Source organism: Asanoa iriomotensis (assembly GCF_016862515.1).
GTDB lineage: Bacteria > Actinomycetota > Actinomycetes > Mycobacteriales > Micromonosporaceae > Asanoa > Asanoa iriomotensis.
This window is the reverse complement of the sequence record NZ_BONC01000011.1, coordinates 111,588-127,275: the sequence shown is the minus strand read 5'-3', so window position 1 is coordinate 127,275 and position 15,688 is coordinate 111,588. Positions and strand designations below refer to the sequence as shown.

13 protein-coding genes are annotated in these 15,688 nt (G+C 72.9%); 11 read left to right on the top strand and 2 right to left on the bottom strand.

Going from position 1 to position 15,688, the window contains the following annotated elements; translation table 11 throughout:
* Window positions 1-5: 5 nt before the first annotated feature.
* Entirely contained in the window at window positions 6-782 is a 777-nt protein-coding gene (locus tag Air01nite_RS10735; RefSeq protein WP_203701847.1) for a MerR family transcriptional regulator, read from the top strand.
* Window positions 783-789: 7 nt separating this feature from the next.
* On the opposite strand, the gene Air01nite_RS10730 is transcribed toward Air01nite_RS10735, so the two are convergent.
* Complete coding sequence (locus Air01nite_RS10730; RefSeq protein WP_203701846.1) at window positions 790-1,638, bottom strand: phytanoyl-CoA dioxygenase family protein; 849 nt, start codon at window positions 1,636-1,638, stop codon at window positions 790-792.
* 98 nt (window positions 1,639-1,736) lie between these two features.
* Here Air01nite_RS10730 and Air01nite_RS10725 point away from each other — a divergent pair, with 98 nt between their 5' ends.
* Complete coding sequence (locus Air01nite_RS10725) at window positions 1,737-2,573, top strand: helix-turn-helix transcriptional regulator (protein ID WP_203701845.1); 837 nt, start codon at window positions 1,737-1,739, stop codon at window positions 2,571-2,573.
* Here the strand turns inward: Air01nite_RS10725 and Air01nite_RS10720 are convergent.
* On the bottom strand, window positions 2,541-3,455 hold the full coding sequence (locus Air01nite_RS10720) for a dihydrodipicolinate synthase family protein (RefSeq protein ID WP_203701844.1): 915 nt from the start codon (window positions 3,453-3,455) through the stop codon (window positions 2,541-2,543). The genes Air01nite_RS10725 and Air01nite_RS10720 overlap by 33 nt on opposite strands.
* 200 nt (window positions 3,456-3,655) lie before the next feature.
* On the opposite strand from Air01nite_RS10720, the gene Air01nite_RS10715 reads away from it, so the two are divergent.
* From Air01nite_RS10715 to Air01nite_RS10675, 9 genes are read left to right on the top strand one after another with little or no spacing between them, the layout of a single operon-like run.
* Window positions 3,656-4,690 carry a LacI family DNA-binding transcriptional regulator gene (locus Air01nite_RS10715; RefSeq protein WP_203701843.1) on the top strand — a complete coding sequence of 345 codons (1,035 nt, stop codon included), beginning with the start codon at window positions 3,656-3,658 and terminating at the stop codon, window positions 4,688-4,690.
* Entirely contained in the window at window positions 4,687-5,616 is a 930-nt protein-coding gene (locus Air01nite_RS10710) for an ABC transporter permease (RefSeq protein WP_203701842.1), read from the top strand. The genes Air01nite_RS10715 and Air01nite_RS10710 overlap by 4 nt, the downstream gene beginning before the upstream one ends.
* Complete coding sequence (locus Air01nite_RS10705) at window positions 5,613-6,548, top strand: ABC transporter permease (protein WP_203701841.1); 936 nt, start codon at window positions 5,613-5,615, stop codon at window positions 6,546-6,548. The genes Air01nite_RS10710 and Air01nite_RS10705 overlap by 4 nt, the downstream gene beginning before the upstream one ends.
* The gene (locus Air01nite_RS10700; RefSeq protein ID WP_203701840.1) at window positions 6,548-8,053 is read left to right on the top strand and encodes an ABC transporter substrate-binding protein; all 1,506 of its coding nucleotides are present in this window, start codon (window positions 6,548-6,550) and stop codon (window positions 8,051-8,053) included. Before Air01nite_RS10705 ends, Air01nite_RS10700 begins: the two co-directional genes overlap by 1 nt.
* Entirely contained in the window at window positions 8,050-9,033 is a 984-nt protein-coding gene (locus tag Air01nite_RS10695; RefSeq protein ID WP_203701839.1) for an ABC transporter ATP-binding protein, read from the top strand. The genes Air01nite_RS10700 and Air01nite_RS10695 overlap by 4 nt, the downstream gene beginning before the upstream one ends.
* Complete coding sequence (locus tag Air01nite_RS10690; protein WP_203701838.1) at window positions 9,030-9,839, top strand: ATP-binding cassette domain-containing protein; 810 nt, start codon at window positions 9,030-9,032, stop codon at window positions 9,837-9,839. The genes Air01nite_RS10695 and Air01nite_RS10690 overlap by 4 nt, the downstream gene beginning before the upstream one ends.
* Window positions 9,836-11,923 (top strand): MGH1-like glycoside hydrolase domain-containing protein, encoded by a 2,088-nt coding sequence (locus tag Air01nite_RS10685; protein ID WP_203701837.1) that lies wholly within the window; start codon window positions 9,836-9,838, stop codon window positions 11,921-11,923. The genes Air01nite_RS10690 and Air01nite_RS10685 overlap by 4 nt, the downstream gene beginning before the upstream one ends.
* 19 nt (window positions 11,924-11,942) lie before the next feature.
* Entirely contained in the window at window positions 11,943-13,541 is a 1,599-nt protein-coding gene (locus Air01nite_RS10680; protein WP_239090639.1) for an FAD-dependent oxidoreductase, read from the top strand.
* Between the two features lie 25 nt (window positions 13,542-13,566).
* Entirely contained in the window at window positions 13,567-15,651 is a 2,085-nt protein-coding gene (locus Air01nite_RS10675) for a golvesin C-terminal-like domain-containing protein (RefSeq protein ID WP_203701835.1), read from the top strand.
* Window positions 15,652-15,688 lie beyond the last annotated feature (37 nt).

The following is a 15,688-nucleotide window of genomic DNA, read 5'->3' as shown; positions in this document are numbered from 1 at the left end:
GGCACATGCTGACGATCGGCCAACTGGCGTCGTACGCCGGAGTCACGGTCCGGGCGGTGCGGCACTACCACCACGTCGGGCTCCTGCCCGAGCCCGAGCGGGACGCCTCTGGTTACCGGCGGTACGGCGCCAAGGCCGTGATCGCCCTGATCAAGATCCGCACCCTGGCCAACGCCGGTGTGCCGCTGTCGCGGATCGGCCAGATGCTCGACGCCGACCCGCGCGGCTTCGCCGAGGAGGTCGAGCGGATCGACGGTGACCTGCGCGACGAGATCGACCGGCTGGAGACCAGCCGCAAGCAGATCGCGCAGCTCACCGCCGGTGACAGCCTGGCGCTCCCGCCGGAGGTGACCGCCTATCTCGATCGGCTCCGGGAGATCGGGGCGTCGGAACGGATGGTGGCCGCCGAGCGGGAAGGGTGGATCCTGGTCGCGGCCCGCTGGCCCGACTCGATCGGCGATGTGATCGCCTCGAAACTGGTGCAGATCGAGGACCCGCGACTGGTACGGCTGTACCGGATCCTGTCCGAGCTCCTGGAGGACGACGCGACCGAGGACGACCCACGGCTGGTGGAGGCCGCCGACATCATGGCGAGCCTGGCGCAGCAGGCGTACGCCGCCGGTGAGCTCAACCTCGACGAGATGGCCAACGACGACCTGGCCGTCGACCTGCTGGACGCGCTTCCCCTCGAGTCCGACCCACGGGCGCAGCGACTGCTGGACATGCTGCGCGAACGCGGCTGGGGCGGCTGGACGCGGCTGGAGCGTCTGCCGGAACCCTGACCCAGCCTCAGCGGTCGCAGCCGCCGTCCTTGTCGGGGCGTACGTATGCCCGGGTGATGTCGGCCGTCCCTTTGTAGGCGTACGGGTCCTCGCCCGCGACCAGGACCACGTCGCGGAAGTCCCAGCGGGCCGGCGGCTCGTCCGCCGGGACCCGCCACTGCAGCGGCGACTCCGCGCTCATGTAGTGGTTGGCGAGCGCCCGGCGGTAGCCGTGCCGGCCCGAGTTCGGCAGCGAGCGGTGCAGCAGGTAGCCGTTGAAGACGACCGCCGCGCCGGCCGGGACCTCCACCGGGACCGCGTCCTCGTCCCGGTACGGGAAGTCGTGCGCCTCGATCGAGCAGTCGAACCGCGGGTCGTCCTGGTCCCGGTCGGGGTAGAGCACGCCGCGGCGGTGCGAGCCGGGCAGCACCCACAGGCAGCCGTTCTCGATCGTGGCGTCGTCCAGCGCGATCCACACCGCGGTCAGCGACCGGTCGCGGGTCGGGATGAAGTACTCGTCCTGGTGCCACGGCTGGCCCGGCCGGCCCTCCGCCTTGATGAACAGCATCGACTGCATGGCCTTGACGTTGGGGCCGATCACCCGCGTGAGCACGTCGACCACCCGGTGGTGGGCGAGCGCCCTGGCGATCACCGAGGACAGCTTGTGGGGGTGGTGGACGCACAGGTACCGGCGCAGCACGTCGGCGTCGGACTCGCCGTCGCCGGCCACGCTGCCCCGCGTGATCTCGCCCAGTTCGCCCCGGCACAGCCGGACCGCCTCGGCGTTGATCGCCGCCACCTCGTCGGCGGTCAGCGCGTCGGGCAAAACCCCGTAGCCGTCGACCCGGACCTGCTCGATCAGTGCATCGGACGTCATGCCACCTACCTCGCTTCGTTTCGCCGATCTGCCTCATCAGTCTGATGGTGGACGGCCCGGCGGCCCATGCCCGCTAGGCGCGACTAACCTGTCTGTTCATGACATCCACGGGCATCGGGGTACGGGTCCGCAACGGTCCCGCCGTGGCCCACTACCCGCGCGGCGCCACGCTCGGCCCGCGCGTGCTCCCGTGCTTCGAGTTCGTCTGGATGCTCACCGGGCGGGCCACCTGGCGGCTCACCGGCGCGGAACCGCACGAGCTGCGGCCCGGCCAGCTACTGCTAACCCGGCCCGGGTTCAGCGAGCACTACGCCTGGGACACCGAGCAGCCCTGCACCCATGGCTACGTGACGTTCTACGTCGACGACCTCGGCCCGCTCGGGCCACCCGACACCTGGCCGCTGATCCGGCCCGCGACGGATCCGCTGCCCGCGCTGTGCCGGTATCTGCTCCGCGCCGGCGAGCCGCGGACCACCCAGGTGCTGGCATGGCTGCTCGACCTGTTCGTCGCCGGCCCGCTCGGTGCGGACGACGACGACCTGAGCGGGCACGTGAGCCGCGTCGTCGACCACGTCCGCGCCGCCTGGGCGGCCGGTGTCGCACGCCCGCTCGACCTCGACGAGCTCGCCACCGCCGCCCGCGTGTCACCCGGCCACCTCGCGAGGCTGTTTCGGGAACGCTACGGCCGGGGCCCGGTCGGCGCGGTCGAGCTGATCCGCCTGGCCCACGCCGCGGTGCTCCTGGAGCGCAGCAACCTCACCGTCGCCGCGGTGTCCGACGCCTGCGGCTTCGTCAACCCGTTCCACTTCTCGCGCCGCTTCCGCAACGCCTACGGCGCCGCTCCGCGCGACTACCGCACGGGCCGCCCGAGCGACCCGCTGGACCCGGTGCGCCGCGCCGGTCTACTCCCGCTGGCCCGGCGCCTGCTCGACTAGCTCCCGCAGCGCGGCGATCTCCGCCGCCGTGGCCGGCTCGAAGGGGGCGACGGCGTGCGGCGGGCAGAGCCCGAGCAGGTGCAGCGCCGACTTCATCATCACGATCCCGCTCGTGCCGGGCCGCACCGCGAAGATCCGGGTCAGCCGGTCGACCCGCTCCTGCAGCACCGCCGCGCCGTCGTGGTCGCCGTGCGCCGCCCGGGCGACCAGGTCGACACAGAGGGCCGGCGCGAGCATTCCGACGCCGGGCACCGTGCCGGCCGCTCCCGCCCGCAGCCCGCTCGCGAGCTGGCCCTCCGCGCCCTGCGCCACCCCGAACTCGGGGCTTGCGAGCGCGCAGAGCTCCGCGAACAATGCCGCGTCCCCAGAGCTGTCCTTGAGACCGACGATGCCGGGCACCGACCGCAGCCGCTCGACCAGCGCTGCCGTGAGCGGGTTGCCCGTGTAGCCGGGGCTGTTGTAGACGACGATCGGCCGGCCCCGCCCCGCAGCAGCCTGGAAATGGGCTTCCAGCTCCCGCGGCGTGTGCCGGAAGTAGAACGGCGCCAGCACGACCACTGCGTCCAGGTCGACGCCGTCGAGCAGGTCGATCCGCTCGAGGGTGTCCCGCCTCCCGGCCCCCGGTGCGGTGGCCAGCACCGTCGCCTCCGGCCCGACCAGCGACCGCCACATCGCGCCGACCTCGACTGCGTACGAGCGGACGGCCGCACCCGACAGCAGCGGACCCTCACCGTTGGTGCCGGCGAGCATCAGCGCGGTCACGCCGCCGGCCGCGAGGTGGGCGAGCAGCGGCCCCGCGGCGGCGGGGTCGGGCCGCCCGCGCTCGTCGAGCACGGTGACGAGCGGGATGGTGACGCCGGCGATCGGATGCCCCGCGGACATCGCACCTCCTAGGGGTCGGGCACCGGGACGCTACCCCGTCCAGCCAACGGCGCGCTAGCTGCTAATGGCCATTAGCTGATTTCATGCCCGCCGCCACGACAGTCCAACCAGGAGCAGCGAAAACTCGCCCTTGACATGGCTCGGAAACGCGAACGAAACTCTACGACCAACCCGTTAAGCGCATTAGCAAGGAGGTGGGCATGGCGCGCAGCGTCCCCAAACGGCCGACCCAGGCCGACATCGCGCGCCTCGCCGGCGTCAGCCAGGCCACGGTGTCGTTGGTGCTCAACGAGCGCGACTCCGGAGCGCGGATCAGCCCCGAGACCCGTGACCGGGTGCTGGCCGCGATGCGCGAGTGGGGATACGTGGCCAACGCGTCCGCCCGCTCGCTGGCCGGCGGCCGCAACCGCATCATCGGTGTCTACACCTTCGAGCCGGTCTTCCCGACGACCGGGGTCGACTTCTACTTCCCGTTCCTGCTCGGCATGGAGCAGGAGGCCGCCGAGCTCGGGCACGACCTGCTGCTGTTCACGAGCGCGGGCGGCGACCGGCAGATCTTCCGCGACGGCTCGACCAGGCTTGCCCTGGCCGACGGCGCGCTGCTGCTCGGCCGCAACCCCAACGTCGACGAGATCGAGCGGCTGCGCGACTCCGGCTACCCGTTCGTCTACGTGGGGCACCGCGAGGTCACCGGCGCGCCGGTCTCCTACGTCGCCGCCGACTACACCGCGGCCACCCAGGAGCTCACCCGGCAGCTCTTCGCCCGGGGACACGAGCGCGTCGCGTACGCCCGGATCGGTGAAGGCGAAGCGCAGCCGAGCCGCGACCGTGAGAAGGGCTTCCGGCAGGCGTTCCGCGCGGACGGCCGGCTGATCGGCCCGGTTTGGACCCTGGAGTCCGCGCAGGACGTCACCGGCCTGGTCGACGAGATCGTCGCCGCCGGCATCACCGGGTTGGTCGCGGAGCAGCAGCTGCTCGCCGAGGAGGTGCGCGCCGCCGCGGCCCGGCGCGGTCTGGACATCCCGGCCGACCTCAGCGTCGTCGTGCTCGGCGACCCGACCGGCGCCCGCCGGGACGACGTCGCCTGGACCGGCTTCGAGGTGCCGCGGCAGGAGATGGGCCGCGCCGCGACCCGCCTGCTGGTCCGTTCGCTCGACGCCGAAGAACGAGCTGCGGTACGGGAGAGCGTCGGCTGCCCCATCGTGGCCGGCACGACTCTGGCGCGCAGGCGATGACCGGCGTCGTCCTGCGCCGCCTGGCGATCGGCGTCTTCGTGCTCTGGGGCGCCGGCACGATGATGTTCGCGCTGCTGCGCCTGGCGCCCGGTGACCCGGCCACCCTCCTGCTCGGGCCCGACGCGAGCCCGGCCGACGTGGCCGCGCTCAGCGAGCGCCTCGGACTCGACCGGCCGATCGTCGTGCAGTACCTGACCTTCCTGAAGGACGCCGCCCGCCTCGACTTCGGCGACTCGTTCCGGTTCGGCCAACCGGCGATGGACGTGGTGCTCGGCCGCCTCCAGGCGACCGTCGAACTGACGCTGACGGCGACGGTCATCGCGGTCGTCGTCGGGCTCGCCCTGGGCATGCTGGCCGGCCGCCGCCCGGACGGTCCCGTCGACCGCGTGGTCTCCGGGCTGACGATCCTGCTGCAGGGCATGCCGACGTTCTGGGTCGGCATCATGCTCGTCCTGCTGTTCACCGCCACGCTCGGCCTGCTGCCCAGTTCCGGCACGGGCACACCGGCGCACATCGTGCTGCCCGCGGTCACGCTGTCGCTGCCGTTCACCGCGATCGTCGCCCGGATCACCCGCACGAGCGTCGTCGCGTCGATGCGCGAGCCGTACGTGCGGACCGCGCGCTCCAAGGGCCTGACGGAGTCGCAGATCCTCACCGGGCACGCGCTGCGCAACTCGCTCGTACCCGTGGTGACCATCGTGGGTCTCCAGATGGGCGCCCTGCTCGGCGGTGCGGTCGTCGTGGAGAACGTCTTCGCCTGGCCCGGCCTCGGTTCGCTGGTGGTGGAGTCGGTGAGCAACCGCGACTACGCGGTCGTGCAGGCCGCCGCGCTGCTGATCGCGGCGATCATCGTGGTGCTCAACCTCGTCGCCGACCTGTCGTACTCGCTGCTGGACCCGCGCGTCCGGACGGGAGCGCACCGATGACCGGGGCGATCACGGACCTGGCCGAGACGCCGCCGGTCGTCCGCCGCCGCTGGTGGGGGTTCCTGCGCTGGTGGCCCGCCGCCGTCGTCGGCCTCTACGTCCTGGTGGCGCTCGTCGGTCCGCTGCTGGTCGACTACGACCCGGTCGCGACCGGGCTCACCGACCGGCTGCTGCCACCCGGCGCCACCACCCACGACGGCGGCGTGGCCCTGCTCGGCACCGACCCGCTCGGTCGTGACATCTTCGGCCAGGTCGTCTACGGCGCCCGCACGTCGGTCACGATCGGCGCGCTGACCGTGGCCCTGTCGGCCCTGGTCGGGGTGACGGTCGGCGTCGTCGCGGGCTATTTCGGGCGGGCCGTCGACGCCACGCTGAGCCGGTCGGTCGACATCCTGCTCGCGTTCCCCGGCATCGTGCTGGCGATCATCGTCGCCGGCCTGTTCGACCGCAGCATCACGGTCGTGGTGATCGCGCTGGCGCTCACAGGGTGGATCCCGTTCGCCCGCATGACCCGGGCGATGGCGTTGACCGTACGCGACCGCGAATGGGTGGCCGCGGCCCGCGTGATGGGCGTGCCCCGGCGCACGATCGTCACCCGGCACGTCCTGCCGTTCGTCCTCGGCCCGGTGGTGGCGCTGGCGGCCACCGACTTCGGGCTCGTGGTGCTGGCCGAGGCGGGCCTCAGCTTCCTCGGCATCGGCCTGCCGCCGACGTCCGTCTCATGGGGACAGACGATCGCGACCGGCAAGGAGTACCTGTCCACCGCCTGGTGGATCTCCGCGTTCCCCGGACTCGTCCTCGCCCTGCTCGTGGTGCACGTCGGCCTGCTGGGCGACCAGTTCAACTCCTATTTCCACCGCACCGGGCGCCGCGGCGCCCGGAGCACATCTCGCCGTGGCAGCACCGGCCGCGGCGTCGAAGGGAGCCCCTGATGCGCGCCATCCCTGTAGCAAGAATGACCCTTGCCCTCGCCGTCGTGGCCGCCACCGCCGCGTGCTCGACCACCAGCGGCGGTGACGCCGCCGAGGGCGGCAAGGCCGGCGGCACGTTGACCGTCGCCAGCCCGTACCCGACGCAGAGCCTCGACCCGCACGGCGCGGCGGGAGCCGCCACCGGCACCCAGATCGCCGGCCAGGCCATCTTCAGCCGGCTGGTCCGGGCCAAGCCCGACGGCGAGATGATCGGCGACTTCGCGACCAAGTGGGACGTCGACCCGCAGGCAACCACCTGGACGTTCACGTTGCGCGACGGCGTGACGTTCTCCGACGGCTCGGCGGCCGACTCGGCCGACGTGGTCGCGTCGATCAAGCGGGTCGTCGACCTGAAGGGCCCGAACGCGGCGAACTTCACGGGCATCGACGCCAAGGCCGACGGTCCGGGGAAGGTCGTGCTGAGCACGGCGAAGCCCGACCCCGCGCTGCTCGGCAAGCTCACGCTGCTCTTCATCACGCCGAGCGACGTCACGGAGCAGTCGTTCACGAAGCCGGTCGGCTCGGGGCCGTTCCGGGTCGATTCGTTCACGCCGGGCCAGACCCTCGAACTGCTGCCGAACCCCGACTACTACGGTGGTGCGCCCAAGCTCGACAAGCTGGTCATGCGGGTGATCCCCGAGGTCTCGGCCCGGATGACCGCGCTGAAGACCGGCGAGATCCAGGCCACCTGGGGCATCCCGGACGACCAGGTCGCGCAGCTCCAGGGCGACGACGGGCTGACCGTCCAAAGTGTCCCGGCCACCTCGGTCTACACGATGTGGTTCAACTCGGGCGTGCCCGCGCTGGCCAAACCCGAGGTGCGGCGGGCGCTGTGGCAGGCGGTCGACTTCGACACGATCGTCACCTCGTTGTACCCGCAGACCGGCGAGGTGTCGAAGTCGGTGCTCGCGCCGGCCGTGCTGGGCTACAGCGCGCTCGAACCACCGAAGTACGACGCCGCGGCGGCCAAGGCGGCGCTGCAGGCGGCGGGCTTCGACTTCTCGACGAAGCTGCGCCTCCAGTTCAGCGGCGCCGACTACCGCCAGTTCATCCAGGCCGTCGTCGCCGACCTCAACAAGATCGGCGTGAAGGCCGAGGCGGCCGAGAAGGAGTCGGCGGTCTTCCTGGAGGACCTGCTGGCGATGCGCTGGGACATCAACTTCCAGTCGCTTTCGACGCCGACGTTCGACGCGGCCACGAACCTCGGGCGGCTCTACACCTGCGCGGCCAAGCGCAACGGCTACTGCAACCCGCAGCTCGACACGGTCCTCAACGAGGCCGGCTCGATCAGCGACGCCAACAAGCGCAAGGAGTTGTACGCGCAGGCGAGCCAGATCATCTGGTCCGACGCGGTCGGCATGTACCCGATGTCGCTGAAGATCGCCTACGCCTGGCGCTCCGAGGTGCACGGCCTCGAGCCCAACCCGAGCTACCTGCCGGACTTCTCGACGGTGACCCTGTCGTGACAGCGCCGCTGACGGACCCGCCGCTGCTGCGGGTGGAGCACCTGAGCGTGCGGCTGGCCGGGCCGGCGGGCACGACTCCCGTGCTCGACGACGTGAGCCTCGCCGTGCGCGCGGGCCGCACCACCGGCGTCATCGGCGAGTCCGGCAGCGGCAAGAGCATGCTGGCCATGGCGATCATCGGGCTGCTTCCCGAGGACGCCAGCACCACCGGCCGGATCCTGCTGCGCGAGGAGAACCTGCTCGGCGCCGACGCCAGGCGGCGCCGGCAGGTCCGCGGGCGGGAGATCTCGATGATCTTCCAGGACCCGCTGTCCGCGCTGAACCCGAGCCAGCGGATCGGCCGCCAGGTGGGCGAGATCCTGCGCCGCAACGGCAGCGGCCGGGCCGCCGCGGCGCGGGCGGCGGTCGACCTGATGACCCAGGTCGGCATCCCCGACCCGGCCGTGCGGGCGCACGACTATCCGCACCAGTTCTCCGGCGGCATGCGGCAGCGGGCGATGATCGCGCTGGCCGTGGCCGGCGACCCGGCGCTGGTGCTGGCCGACGAGCCGACCACGGCACTCGATGTCACCGTCCAGGCGCGGATCCTGCGGCTGCTGCGCTCGCTGCAGGAGGAGCGGCACATGTCGATGCTGATGGTGAGCCACGACCTGCGGGTCATGTCGCACGTCGCACACGACCTCGTGGTGCTCTACGCCGGCCGGGTCTGCGAGCGCGGCCCGACCCGGCAGGTGCTGCGAGCGCCGCGGCACCCGTACACGAAGGCGCTGGCGGCCAGCGTGCCCGCTGTCCGCACCAAGTCGGACCTGGTCGCACCGCTGCCCGGCGCGCCCGCGAGCCCGCTGGCCCGGCCGTCGGGCTGTCCGTTCCACCCGCGTTGTGCGCTGGCCCGGCCCCGCTGCGCCACCGAGGTGCCGGCCCTGCGGGAGGTCGCGCCCGACCGGTGGACCGCCTGCCACTTCGCCGAGGAGTTGGCATGAGCGGGCTGCTGCAGGTCAGCGATCTGCGGGTGACGTACGGCAAGCCGCGCCGGCCGTGGCGGCCACGCGGCGGCCGGGTCGAGGCGGTCGCCGGGGTCGACCTCGCGGTCGGGCAGCGCGAGACCGTGGCCCTGGTCGGCGAGTCCGGTTCCGGCAAGACCACCGTGGCCCGCTGCGTGGTCGGGCTGGCCCGGCCGACCGCCGGCGCCATCACGTTCGACGGGGTCCCGCTGGAGGCGCAGCGGCCGCCGACGCTGCGCCGGTCGATCCAGATGGTCTTCCAGGACCCGCGCACGTCACTGAACCCGCGGATGACGGTGCGCCGGATCGTCGCCGAAGGCTGGACCGTCCACACCGCGGTGGCGCCGTCCGGCGACCGCACGGCGGCCGTGCTTTCCCTGCTCGACCAGGTCGGCCTCGACGCCACCGTGCTCGACCGCCGGCCCGACGAGCTGTCCGGCGGCCAGTGCCAGCGAGTCAGCCTCGCGCGGGCGCTGGCGCTGCGGCCCCGGCTGCTCGTCTGCGACGAGGCGGTGTCCGCATTGGACGTCTCGGTGCAGGCGCAGGTGCTGCGGCTGCTGGCGGACCTGCGGGAGCGCCACGAACTGTCGATCCTGTTCATCACGCACGACCTCGGCGTGGTCCGGCAGATCGCCGACCGGGTCGCGGTGATGCGCCGCGGCGAGATCGTCGAGACCGCCGGTGTGGACCGGATCTTCGACGCGCCGGGGCACGCGTACACCCGTGAACTGCTCGACGCGGCGCTGGACATCGAGGTCGCCGACCCTGCCGAGGTGGAACGATGAGCACGCCCGCGCCGCGCGGCTGGAACACGTGGGACGTCCAGTTCCACACCGGATGGAACCACCTGCCCGGTGGGCTGCGCTTGCGGTTCGCCTTGCGCGACAACGACGGCACGCTGTTCGACGGGTTCACCTGGCGCCACGGTCTGGTACGGCTCGGCCACCACACGGTGGACGGGCGGTTCGCCTCGGTCGAGGTGGCCGCCTTCGACACCGGGCTGAAGCTGACGGCGAGCGGCGGTCCCGACGACCTCGTCGTGCGGGCTGAAACGGCCGGCCGCGCCGCGCCCGTGCTGCTCGTCGACGAGGCGACCGGCTTCGGGGGACTCCCGGTCGACGTCGCGCCGGACGGTGTGGTCACGCACGGCTCGGAGACGTGGCTGCTGGAATGCGAGCCGTCGCCGCTGGAGCAGGACGGCGCCATGCTGGTCCTCGCCCCGGACACGACGGTGCGGGTCCGGCCGGCGGGGGCGCCTCGGGTCGACGCCCGCCTCGAGCCCGGCCCACGGCTGCGCACCGGTGGGTGGCTCGGCGACAGCGGTGACGCGATGAGCCGGGCCCTGACCTGGAACACGATCTACGCGCCCGATCTGGGCCGGGTGCTCACGCCGACCTCGCGCGACTTCGTCTGCGCGGAGCGCGAGGGCTTCTACGGCCGGTGGGCGCTGCACACCTGGGACACCTTCTTCACCGGGCTGGTCGCCGGCTGGGTCGACCCGGCGTACGCGGAAGGCATCTTCGCCCAGATCCTCGACCAGGCGGACGCCCGCGGGATGCTGCCCAACCGGGTCAGCGACGACAAGGGCCGCACCGACGACCGCTCCCAGCCGCCGGTCGGCGCGTACACGGTGCTCAAGGCGTACCTGGGAAGCGGCCTGTCGGCGCGGACCCGGCGGGATTCCCTGCTGCGCCGCGCCTTCCCGACGCTGCGCGCGTGGCACGCGTGGTGGCTGGCCGCCCGGGTCGGCCCGCACGACCTGCTGGCCTGGGGCTCCGACCCGATGCCGGGTGACGCCGAGTCGGCGACCGTCGACCGCGCGCGGCGCGAGTCCGGCCTCGACGACTCACCGATGTACGACGACGTGGCGCTCGACCCGGCCACGCACACGATGAACCTGGCCGACGTCGGCCTCAACGCGCTGCAGGTCGTCGACGCGGAGGCCCTGGCGGTGATGGCCGCGCTGCTGGACGAACCCGCCGAATCCTATGTGGAGTACGCGACGGCCGCCGGAGCCCGGATCGACGCGCTCCTGTGGGACGGCGACCGCTACTGCAACCGCTGGGCCGGCGGGCAGTTCTCCGCGCACAGCTCGCCGACGCTGCTCTACCCGCTGCTCGCCGGCGTGCCGTCGCCCGAGCGCGCCCGGGCCGTGGCCGACGCGCTGCTCGCGCCCGAAGCGCTCGGCGGCTACCCGCCGCTACCCAGCACCGCCCGCGACGACCCCGGCTTCAGCACCCGCTACTGGCGCGGCCGGGTCTGGGCGCCCATGGCGTTCCTCGCCGTCGAGGGCGTCCGCCGGTACGGCCTCGACGCGCACAGCGGCCCGATCGTCGACGCGCTGCTGCGGCTGTTCCTAGGGGAGTGGACCGCGCACAGCCACGTCCGGGAGAACTACCCGGTCGTGCCGGGGGAGGACGTGCGGCCGCTGGCGGCCCGCTCGGACGGGCTGATGGGCTGGGGCGGCCTGCTCGGCTACCTGGCCATCCAGGAGCTCGCGGACCCGCGTCCCGACGGCTGGCGGTTCGCGCATCCCGGTCGCACCGCGTCCGTCGAAGGGCTGGCGCTGACCGAGGGACACCTGTCGGTGCGGGCCGCCGACCGGCTGGTCGTCGCGCTGGACGGGCGCCCGCTGCTCGACCTGCCGGCAGAGGTGCTGGTCACCGGTTACGAACGCGACGAGACCGTGGTCCGGCTGCGGGTCTCCGGCGGCGCCGGCGACATCGCGGTCGCCGTCCCGCCCGCGGCCGACGGCCGGTCCGAGGTGGCCGTGCGGATCGGCGACGAGGCCGGAACGCGCCCGGTCGAGGCCGGCGTCGTGCGGATCGCGGTGCCCGATGCCGCGGACGTCGTGGTGGAGATCCTATGAACCGAGAGAGTGGTACGGCGTGACAGGTGTCGACGTGTTGGTCGTCGGTGGTGGGCTGGGCGGAGTCGCGGCGGCGTTGGCCGCGTTGCGGCGCGGGCGCAGCGTGCTGCTGACCGAGGAGACCGACTGGCTGGGCGGCCAGCTGACCAGCCAGGGTGTGCCGCCGGACGAGCATCCGTGGATCGAGCAGTTCGGCGCCACGCGGTCCTACCGGGCGCTGCGCGAGGCGATCCGCGACCACTACCGCACCTGGTACCCGCTGACCCGGGCCGCCCGGCTGACCCCCGACCTCAACCCCGGCCAGGGCCGGGTCAGCCGGCTCTGCCACGAGCCGCGGGTGGCCGCGTCGGTGATCGCCGCGCTCGTGGGCCCGTACCAGGCCGCCGGCCGCCTGACCGTCTGGTACGGTCACCGGCCCGTCGCCGCTGACGTGGCCGGCGACCGGATCCGCTCGGTGCTGTTCGAGGGGCCGGACGGCCGGCGGGTCGAGGCGTCCGCCCCGTACGTGCTGGACGCGACCGAGCTGGGCGACCTGCTGCCGCTGGCTGGCGTCGAGCACGTCACCGGCGCGGAGGCCCGCTCCGAGACCGGCGAGCCGAGCGCGCCCGAGCAGGCGCAGCCGGGCAACCAGCAGGCGTTCTCCTGGGTCTTCGCCGTCGAGCACCGCGCCGGCGAGGACCACACGATCGACCGGCCGGACCAGTACGGGTTCTGGCGCGACTACCAGCCGCAGTTCTGGCCGGACCGCCTCCTCAGCCTCGTCGCGCCAGACCCGCGCACCCTCGAGCCGGTCGGCCGGAGCTTCGTGCCGAATGCGTCGAGCGGGCCGGTCGTCGCCGACCAGAGCCGCGACCCGGGCGACAAGGATCTGTGGGCGTTCCGCCGGATCGTGGCCCGGGACATGTTCGAACCGGGCTTCGCCGACAGCGACGTCACGATCGTCAACTGGCCGATGATCGACTATCTGCCGGGGCCGTTGATCGGGGTCTCCGACGACGAGCGCGACAAGCATCTCGACGGCGCACGGCAGCTCTCGCTCAGCATGCTCTACTGGCTGCAGACGCAGGCACCGCGGCCCGACGGCGGCACGGGATGGCCAGGGCTGCGGCTGCGGCCCGACGTGATGGGCAGCGCCGACGGCCTGGCCAAGGCGCCGTACATCCGGGAGTCGCGACGCATCCGGGCGCGCCGCACGGTGGTCGAGCAGGACCTGTCGTACGCGGTGCGCGGCGAGCTGGGCGCCGTGGCCTACCCGGACACCGTCGGCGTCGGCATGTACCGGATCGACCTGCACCCGTCGACCGGCGGCGACACCTACATCGATGTCGCAAGCTGCCCGTTCCAGTTGCCGCTGGGCGCGTTGCTGCCCGTCCGGGTCGGCAACCTGCTCGCGGCCGGCAAGAACATCGGCACGACGCACATCACCAACGGCTGCTACCGCCTGCACCCGGTCGAGTGGAACGCGGGCGAGGCCGCCGGCGCGCTCGCCGCGCACTGCCTGGCGAACGGCCTCGCGCCCGCTCAGGTGCACGACGACCCCACCCTGCTCGAACGGTTCCAGGCGGAGCTCGTGGCCGACGGCTTCGAGCTCGCCTGGCCACAGGTCCGCGGCTATTGACCCACCCCAACCGGTAAGGAGCAGCATGGCGCAATCACGGATCGGACGTCGACAGTTCACGATGGGTCTCGCGGCCGTCGCCGGCGGTCTGCCGGTGCTGGCCGGCGGCACCGCGGCCGCGGCCGCCGCCCAGCCGACCGGCCCGTTCTTCACCGAGACGACGCTCTGGGACTCCGAGGTCGACCCGCTGGAGAACTACCACGTGCACGGCCTGGCCGTGCTGCCCAACGACACGATCCTGGCCGCCACCGAGGGCCGCTACGAGGTCTGCGACGCCGGACCCCGGGACATCCTGCTGCGCCGCAGCACCGACGGCGGCGTGACGTGGAGCGCGACCCAGACCGTGGTGCCGTCCGTCGACGGCCAGTCCTGGGGCAACCCGGCGTTCCTCGTCGACCGTCGCACCGGTGAGGTGTTCCTCTTCTACATGCTCTCGCTGCGGCTGCCGGAGAACACGTCGTGCTCGGGCGACAGCGGCGACCTCTACGTCGTGTCGAGCCGCGACGACGGCGCCACCTGGAGTGCGCCGCGCAGCCTCTCCGGGCTGTTCGACCATTTCCCGTACGAGTGGGCGCTGCACGGACCGGGCCCGGGCCACGGCATCCAGCTCGACGACGGCCGGCTGCTGCTCAACGTGCTGCACCGCCGGGTGATCGTCGGCAACACCGTGGCACAGCGCTTCTACGGCGTGGCCGGGCTCTACAGCGACGACCACGGCCGCACCTGGCAGGCGACCGGCGAGGTGCCGGTCTCGGTGGACTACCCGATCAACGAGGCCCGGGTCGTGCAGCGGCGCGACGGCGCGGTCCTGGTCAACGGCCGGGCGGCGTCGGGCGGCAACCGGCAGCGGATCGTGTCGATCAGCCAGGACCGCGGCCTGACCTGGTCACCGGCCAAACTGGACGGTTCGACCGGGGTCTTCAACGCTGTCGACGCGGGGCTGGCCCGCTACACCGGCGGCCCGCACAGCCGCGAGGTGGACCGGGTCCTGTTCAGCCGGCCCGACTCGCCGATGCGGTGGAACATGACGGTGTCGGTGAGCTACGACGAGGGCTACTCGTTCCGCTACAGCCGGGTGGTGAACCCGAACCGGTCCTACTACTCCGACCTGGCGCGGCTCTCCGACGGCACGATCGTCCTGCTGTACGGCTGCGACGGCGACATTCCCAGCGCGCCGCGGCGGGTGGCGGTGTGCCGGTTCAACCTCGAGTGGCTGACGCGGGGCCGGGACAGTCTGGCCGCCGGGCCGGGGCTGCGCGAGCGCGCCTACGACCTCGGTGCGGCCGTCAAGGGCGCGCACCGCTCGGCCGGGACGGTCGCCGTGGTCCGGGAGCCGACCGCGCGCGGCGGGGCCCGGTCGGTCTGGACCCCGACGGCGGTCGGCGACTACATCGAGTTCCCGATCACCGTGGGGCGCGGCGGCGAGCAGGAGGCGGCGCTGCGCTACTACCGCCCGCTCGACGGCGGCGTCGTCACCGTGACCGTCGACGGCGTCGCGCCGCGCCGGTCGACGTTCGACGGCACGGCGGAGAGCTCCGAGGGGTACGACGTGCTGAACCTCGGCACCGTGCGGCTGCGGCCGGGGCGGGCCAAGGTGCGCTTCACGCTCGTCTCGCCGGGGCGCGGCGGCGGCACGTCGGTGAGCCTCGACGAACTGACCCTGACCGAGGGGCCGGAGTCGGACGTCCGGGAGGACGTGACGATCGACAACGGGGAGAAGGGCTTCGAGACGGTCGCCGGCAGTTGGTCGGCGGGCACGGGGGTCGCGGGCTACTACGGCTCGAACTACCTGTCGCGGGCGGCCGGCACGGGCGCCAACGTGGTGCGCTGGCGACCGTCGCTGCCGGGTGACGGCGCCTACGAGGTGCTGGTCTCGTTCGCGGCCGCGTCGAACCGAGCGACGGACGCGCCGTACACCGTGGTGCACGCGGGTGGCACCGATGTCGTGCGGGTGAACCAGACGGTCCGGGGCGTGCCAGAGCCCCGCGGCGGGGAGTGGGTCTCGCTCGGCGAGTTCCGCTTCACGGCGGGCATCGCCGGTTCGGTCTCGCTGAGCGACACCTCGAGCGGGTTCGTCATCGCCGACGCGGTGCGTTTCGTGCGCCGCTGACTCCGTCGATACAGTGGCGCCCGGTCGGTGATCCGTT